The organism is Pseudoalteromonas sp. Z9A5 (assembly GCF_011378875.1).
In the GTDB taxonomy this organism is placed as follows: domain Bacteria; phylum Pseudomonadota; class Gammaproteobacteria; order Enterobacterales; family Alteromonadaceae; genus Pseudoalteromonas.
Genome location: NZ_WTLC01000075.1, coordinates 1 through 7,659 on the forward strand (window position 1 = coordinate 1; position 7,659 = coordinate 7,659).

The following is a 7,659-nucleotide window of genomic DNA, read 5'->3' on the forward strand; positions in this document are numbered from 1 at the left end:
TAAATAGCTGAATATCAAGCATGAGAATGCTCCTTGAAAAAAGGAGTATAAGATCATACTTTTAAGTCAAGGTAAAGTTCGTGATCTTGCCCTGAGTAAAGTGCATGTATTCGCTGGCTTTTTTACTAAAATTTTATGCAGTAATAAAAAATTAGTTTGTTGAATAAGTCGCTTTATTTTCGCCTGATTTTTTAATTTTATACATTGCTTGATCAGCATGCTTAATTAGTTGATGGTCAGTTTCACCATTATCAGGGTAATTAGCAATTCCAATACTTGGCGAAATGTTTAAATAAACATCATCAAATTTAAATACCATTTTAAATTGTGCGAGAATTTTGCGTTTTATTATGTTGGCTTCACTTGGTGAATTTAGATTATCTAAAATAATCAAAAATTCATCCCCACCTAAACGCCCTACGGTGTCACATTCCCTCGTTACACTATTGAGTCGTAGTGCAATACTATGTAAAAGTTTATCACCAACGTCATGCCCATAAGTATCATTTACCGCTTTAAAACCATCAATATCTATAAATAACAATGAAAAAAATGAGTTCTCTTTTTGTGCTTTTATAATTGCTTTCTGTAGCCGCTCCATTAATAACGAACGATTTGGTAACTCTGTAAGTGCATCATGCCTAGCAATATAATAAAGCTGTTCTTCCATTTTTTTACGTTCGGTAATATCGTGTGCGACCGCCACTCTAACTTGATGTTCTTCTGACCAGCGAACAGACCATAATATATTTACTACTTCCCCATCTTTTCTGAGCCAGCGGTTTTCAAATCGTGGATTTATTACTTCTCCAGATAACAATGAATCAACAGCATTATATGTTTTATGATGGTCACTTTCGTAAACATAATTAATCATCTTTTCCCCGACAACTTCATCTGCTTTATACCCAAAAATTTGCTCAAATGCAGCGCTAACAAAAACAAAGGTACCTTGCTTATCAACAACACATACCGCGTCGAGCATTAAATTGAGCACGTCTTCTAAATTTATAAACTCATTTTTTGTCATACTTTGCTTGCCTTAAAAGCAAATGAAGCTAATTTTAGTATTCGGTATACTTATAAAAAAAGCAAAGGAAAATAATGCTCTAGCGAAATAGAACGTAGTTTTGACTAATAAAAATCTTTTTCACACTAAAAATTTAACGTCGCTACAATAAATAAATTTAATGTTGCAGTATTTAGCTATTTTATAAAGTTTACTTTTAACTTTTTTAGGTACGCAATTGCAGATGTACCTAAATATACTATGCTACATACTTAATTATTTGAATCTAATAAGTATAAATTTTTATTTAATACAAAAATATTTATACTATTCATCATATAAAATGCTTTCACACTATAAACATATGTTAATGTTGTGTGATAACACATGTTTTATAAAAACAATCACTGTTTTTGATTTTTATATTGTGCGGGAGACGCGTCGGTGAAAACATCACAACACTTTTTGTGGCCATTACTTTTTATTTCTCCGTTTATTGCGGCCGCTCCATTTGAAGACGAAGATCTCGATCTTGATGCTCTAATGGGAATGGATGTGCAGGTCACTTCTGCAATGAAAAGAACGCAATCAGCTTTTGATACCGCTTCTTCTATTTATGTTTTAGGCAAAGAGCAAATTACTAGCTCAGGTGCTACATCAGTACCTGAAGCGCTAAAAATGGTACCTGGACTTATTGTTAGACAATTGGACAATAATCAGTGGGCTATATCTTCTCGAGGTGTAGCATCTCGTTTTTCTAGCAAGCTATTAGTAATGATTGATGGTCAGAGCTTGTACACTCCAAAGTTCGCAGCCGTTTACTGGGAAACCCTTAACGTACCGTTGTATGATATTGAACGCATAGAGGTGATTCGTGGACAAGGCGGACTTTTATGGGGCAGTAACGCAAACAATGGCGTTATAAATATTATTACAAAAAATAGTATTGATACTCGCGGTGGATACGCAAACGCGACAACGGGTAATCAAATAAACACAGATGCTAACTTACGCTATGGTGGCGATATTAGTAATAAGGGTAGTTACAGAGTTTATGGTCATATTAAAAACTCAAATGCTTCAAAAAAAGGAATTTCGCTTACCCCTAATGATACAACTAAACAGCACTCATTTGGTTTAAGAGCTGATTTTACTCCAAGTGATGAATGGTCTGCATTGTTTCAGGGGGATGTTACGCATTCTAAGCTGGGTCAAAACTATCGCGGTGTTGTTGATGAAACTAACACAAACATTTCTTTTTCTGATGATTTAAAACGCACAGATTCGCGTATGATGACGCGCATAGAGAATCGAATATCTACAAATGCAAATCAAATGCTGCAGGTCTCTTGGCTTAAACAAAATGGTGATCAAACATATATAAAAGAAAATTTTGAATCGTTAGATATTGATTATCAGATGAATTTCATATACCAATCATTACAATTAGATTGGGGATTGAACTACCGATATAATGCGATTTCGTTTGCTGAAAGTGTGTTTTTAGATAGTGACAAAGACTTAGATAACCTTAAACAATATGGTGGACTTGTTCAGGCGCAATACAATTTTGTACCCAATACACTCGACTTCATTATTGGAACTAAATTAGATCATAACGACTTAACTGGGTGGGAAAACCAGCCATCAGCAAGGTTAGTATATAAACCCATTGAAAATCATTTAACTTGGGGGGCTATATCGCGAAGTGTACGCACTCCTACTTTAATAGAGTTTAACGATAATTTTAAAGTTAACGGTACCAAAATAATAGATATTATTGGGGTTAAAACAGATATACCTGTAATTGATGATTATCGGATTGCAACTTTTCTAAATGGCAACGATAAAGTAAAGTCCGAAAATTATATATCTTATGAATTAGGCTATCGTTTTACCAACAATGATTGGGCATTAGATTTTTCTGCTTATCATACTGATGCAACAGATGTTGCCGCTATTAAATTAAACACACAGTTTGAGCAATTTCTACCTGCAGTCGCGTTTTTTCAAGCTGGGCAATTTGAACAAGCTGCTCAGTCATTAACAACAACAGAGATTAACTTCGATCTTGTCTCAGTTGGAGAAACGACAACTAAGGGGTTTGATATTGTTTTATCTTGGCAACCAATTGATTCTCTTAGTACAGAGCTTGGTTATAGTTACACAAATATCGATTACAATTTACCTGAAGGCACAGCCCCGTCTATTGGCTTTGACTCATCAAATAGGCAGCTATTCGCAAAAGCAAATTATACCCTATTTACTGATCACACCATTTTTACAGCATTACGTGTAGAGAACTCAGATGCATATGAAGCCGACAACTATACAGCATTAGACTTAACTTGGAATTGGCAAATCAATCATACTTGGGCAGCAGCTCTTTCGGGCAAAAACTTGTTTGCTGGTTCTCATATTGAATATAATAATACACGCGAAACTTATACAATACCTAATTACATTGATGAATGTATTACGTTTACAATAACAATAAAGTTTTAAGTTAATAAAATGCTTAAATTTAAAGGTCTTCTGCATAGTTTAACAATTACATTTGTACTTTTATTTAGTACGAACAGCAGTGCTATGGAAAAAGAGTATATGTTAAAAGCAGGCTTTTTATATAACTTTGCCCGCTTTGGTCAATGGCCTGTCCAATTAAATGAAAGTGAATACTTTACGATATGCAGCCCTGATAAAAGTTTTATTTATGCTGCGAATGTTGCTTTAAAGAATCGTACAATTAAACATTCACCTCTACAAAGTTTACACGTGGTACTTAATGAAGTGTCTCTCGAACCATGTAATATACTTTTTATTACGTCTGATACTATTACCGATTGGCAAAAATCACAGCTTACGTCTTATCACAACATTATGATTGTGGGTGAAAATGCAGAATTTATTAAAAGCGGAGGACATATTAGATTTTTTCTTTCCAGCGGTAAAATTCGTTTTGAGATAGACCCACTAAAGCTTAAAGATGCAGGTATTACTATGAGCTCAAAAGTCTTACGCCTCGCCCGCGTTGTGAATAGGTAAAATAATGAAAAAAGTATTTTCATTAAATACGATGAATAAAAAACTTTTATTCATTTTAATGAGCGTTGCATTAGTATCTAGCGCAACTGTTACGATTGTATTTAGTGCTTATGAAGTTACGAGTGCTAAAGAAGAGCAAATACAAAGCTTGGATTCATTATCAAAAATGATATCACCGAATATAACAACGGCACTAATGTTCGATGATACCGAAGCTATACAAGAGTTAATTAACCCAATACTTACTCGCTCGGACATAATATCTGTAGTTGTAAATAATAAGGTCGGTCAACAGCTTGCAATTGCCCTCTCCCCTGACTTTTTTGAATATGACGGACATAGCATTGAAGTAACTACCGCTCTTACTCTAGATTTACATTATTATGGCGAAATTAAGATACAAGCTAATGATAGCTATCTAAATGATAGAACAGTCTTTTATACTAAGTTTATTACTATATTAATGTGTTTTACATTCGCTGTGAGCCTACTTTTATCATTATCACTTAGGCGTCGTTTTTTAAACCCAATACTACATTTAGCACAAATAGCTGACAAAGTTACCAAATCAAATAATTACAGTTTACGTGCCAAGCAACTATCTAAAGATGAAGTAGGTCAGCTTACAACATGCTTTAACGACATGCTTTCTACTATAGAACAGCGAGAAAGCTCACTTGAAAATCAAGTGCGGCTTCGAACCAAAGAACTTGAAAATGCAAATATTCAATTACATCAATATGCATACCAAGATGGACTTACCGATCTGCCAAATAGACGCTATTTTTATGAAAAAATTCAAAACTTAGTTGCTACAAAAAATATGAAGTTTGCACTCATTTTTATTGATTTAGATGGGTTTAAAGAAATAAATGATAGCCTTGGTCATGATTATGGCGACTTACTATTACACCAAGTTGCAGAGCGATTACAGAAATGCATTTCAAAACAAGATACGGTTGCACGTTTAGGTGGTGATGAATTTACACTTATTCTAGAGGGTGTAAACGATCCTGTTGCCGCAGCAAAAATAGCTGATGCAGTTCAGCATAGTCTAATGCAATGTATTCAGATAAAAGAAGAGCAAGTAAATGTTACAGCAAGTATAGGTTTAACTTTTTTCCCTACAGATGGGTTAACCGTTGAAGAGTTAGTAAAGCGCGCCGATCAAGCTATGTATTTATCTAAAAAGAAAGGACGTAATCGCTATGAATTTTTCTCATATGTGATTGAAGAACAGGCTATTGAAAAACGTCGCTTAATTGAGGAAATTAAAATTGCGATCAGTGAAAACCAATTTGAACTGTACTATCAGCCAATTTTTTCGATTGATGGTATAACAGTACAAAAAGCGGAAGCCTTAATTCGTTGGAATCACCCAGAACGTGGCTTAATTACTCCAAACAGCTTTATACCTGTAGCCGAAAAAAATGGTTTAATTAGTGATATTGGTCACTGGGTAAAATCACAAGCAATACGCGATACAGTACAATTTAATAAGCTATCTGAAACCCCTATTCAAATAAGCGTGAATACTTCCCCTCTCGAAATTGATCGTGCCGGAGATTGGGTTGATCAATGGATCAAAGCAAGTAAGCAATATAAATTACCTGCGCACACTATTTTAATTGAGGTAACTGAAAACTCTTTAATGGATCCAGATTCTTCAATACAGCATCAATTAAAAAGGTTAAACGAGATAAACATAGATATTGCCATTGATGATTTTGGTGTCGGCTACTCATCTCTAGCCTACCTTCAACGTCTAGATATAGACATACTCAAAATTGACCGGACATTTATTAAAGATATAGAAACCAACGAGAACAGTATCGCACTTGTTAAAGCAATTATTACTATGGCACATAACCTAAATGTAAAAGTCGTTGCTGAGGGGGTTGAAACAACATATCAGTATCTATTATTGAAAGAATTAGCATGCGATTACATCCAAGGTTATATATTTTCTAAACCAATAGATAAAAAAGCGTTTATTAAGCAGCATATAAAATCAAAGACTCTAATATAAATTAACTTAGTTTTACATGCCTTTCGTTAACTTTGAAAACAACTACATATAATATTTATAGTCAAAAATAAACTACAACCATCGCGGTACTAATGCCTTATATTGATCATACTGTTCAGTAAAACATTTACTCAAGTGTGCCTCCTCAACTTGAGTTTGTCTAAATAATGCAACTAACCCAACAAGTAAGCAAATTAAACTAAATACACAAGGAAGTGCTAAAAAGAAACCAATTTGTGCCGCTGCTACACCTAAATACATCGGATTTCGAGAGTATTCATAAAGGCCTGTTGTTTTAAGTTCTTTAGGTCCATTAGGATCGATTCCTGAACGCCAAAGAGAAGCCATATTAAAATGCACAAACATGCTTAATATAAAACCTGCACTTAATAAGATATTGCCAAACATAACACCAGGCCAACCATTTAATGGCTCGAATAAAATTAAATACCGGTCTATATCCGGAATAAATAACCTAACAACACACACCAACCAAATTGCTGCTCTAAAGAACTTAAATGCCATATGATTCCACCAACTAGCACAAAACTGTTGACCCGGAAAAATAACACCTGATGGTGTGTTTTTATTTTTAGAGATAATGCGATATGTATAAAATCCAGCAACAAAAGTATAAAAAAGTGCCAGATAAATACGAGTAAACTCTATTAGCGACACTGAGTCATCTATAAAGGGTTGATAGTTCATTTAAGGACGCCCTCGCAGTCATTATTTTTATTCTTAATTAATGAATTCATCTTAGTATTCATACCGTTAATAAACAAGAAAAGTTAATAAAATGTATATAAAATCATTTTATCTTTAGTCAATATAGATTTAATCTCTTTCAACTTCTATTCTTTCCCATTATTTTAAACACATACAACATATCTATTGATGTTTAAATTTAGGATATCAAAAATAGCGAAAGCAAATTATAACAATAGTTAAGTTATCTAATCACAAGATACGGCTTTAATATATAGCTTTCATATATTAATAAACCTTCAATAAAATCGATGCTGTATCATACAGTTATAACGGGTAATCCATCCTCAAAAATTCTCGATATTTAAAGGGAATTTATTTAGCTCCTGGCTTTATGTGCTTTTTAAGTAGGATGATAGAGGCTATGTAAGCATGTTATATTTGGCTATATCTCCTTCTAGTCGTAAACACTTGAATGAAATGAATGAGTATTAATAGGAATGTATGCCGTGAGCTGTGTATTATTCACCCATACATTCACTTTTCTACAATGTTAAGCCTGTGAGCTACGCAGGAGAATGTTTTAGTGTGCCTACAGCAGTGGAGAGTTACAGTGTAAATACGGCACTATCATTCTCTCAAGCTGCTTATTATCGCGCTATTGCTGAGACTGGTGAGCTAAGTGGGCTTCTTTAAAGTGGGTCATGAGCTGTAATCGAATGAAATAAGGGATATTAATGGGAGTGTAGGGTGTGAGCTGTACGTTTTTCAACCACACTTCACTTTTCTGCAGACGTAAAAAAGCCCGAATCGTTAGATTCGGGCTTTCTACAATTTGAAGCCTGGTAATGTCCTACTTTCACATAGC

General features: G+C 34.1%; 5 protein-coding genes. 3 read left to right on the forward strand and 2 right to left on the reverse strand.

Annotation, left to right across the window (positions count from 1 at the left end; all coding sequences use genetic code 11):
- Positions 1 to 151: 151 nt before the first annotated feature.
- The gene (locus tag GQR56_RS20785; protein WP_166115209.1) at positions 152 to 1,030 is read right to left on the reverse strand and encodes a sensor domain-containing diguanylate cyclase; all 879 of its coding nucleotides are present in this window, start codon (positions 1,028 to 1,030) and stop codon (positions 152 to 154) included.
- A 423-nt stretch (positions 1,031 to 1,453) separates the two neighbouring features.
- Here GQR56_RS20785 and GQR56_RS20790 point away from each other — a divergent pair, with 423 nt between their 5' ends.
- The 3 genes from GQR56_RS20790 to GQR56_RS20800 are packed head-to-tail and all read left to right on the forward strand — an operon-like array spanning position 1,454 to position 6,083.
- Complete coding sequence (locus tag GQR56_RS20790; RefSeq protein WP_166115212.1) at positions 1,454 to 3,514, forward strand: TonB-dependent receptor; 2,061 nt, start codon at positions 1,454 to 1,456, stop codon at positions 3,512 to 3,514.
- A gap of 9 nt (positions 3,515 to 3,523) precedes the next feature.
- Positions 3,524 to 4,054 (forward strand): YfiR family protein, encoded by a 531-nt coding sequence (locus GQR56_RS20795; protein WP_206018243.1) that lies wholly within the window; start codon positions 3,524 to 3,526, stop codon positions 4,052 to 4,054.
- Positions 4,055 to 4,058: 4 nt separating this feature from the next.
- Complete coding sequence (locus tag GQR56_RS20800; RefSeq protein ID WP_166115215.1) at positions 4,059 to 6,083, forward strand: GGDEF and EAL domain-containing protein; 2,025 nt, start codon at positions 4,059 to 4,061, stop codon at positions 6,081 to 6,083.
- 72 nt (positions 6,084 to 6,155) lie between these two features.
- Here the strand turns inward: GQR56_RS20800 and GQR56_RS20805 are convergent, their stop codons facing one another.
- Positions 6,156 to 6,791, reverse strand: coding sequence for an isoprenylcysteine carboxylmethyltransferase family protein (locus GQR56_RS20805; RefSeq protein WP_024611609.1), 636 nt, complete (start codon positions 6,789 to 6,791; stop codon positions 6,156 to 6,158).
- Between the last annotated feature and the right edge of the window lie 868 nt (positions 6,792 to 7,659).

Excerpts from the sequence above, each read along its gene's own strand:
- GQR56_RS20805 (WP_024611609.1), bottom strand. The coding sequence starts at position 6,791 with ATGAACTATCAACCCTTTATAGATGACTCAGTGTCGCTAATAGAGTTT.
- GQR56_RS20795 (WP_206018243.1), top strand. The coding sequence starts at position 3,524 with ATGCTTAAATTTAAAGGTCTTCTGCATAGTTTAACAATTACATTTGTA.
- GQR56_RS20785 (WP_166115209.1), bottom strand. The coding sequence starts at position 1,030 with ATGACAAAAAATGAGTTTATAAATTTAGAAGACGTGCTCAATTTAATG.
- GQR56_RS20800 (WP_166115215.1), top strand. The coding sequence starts at position 4,059 with ATGAAAAAAGTATTTTCATTAAATACGATGAATAAAAAACTTTTATTC.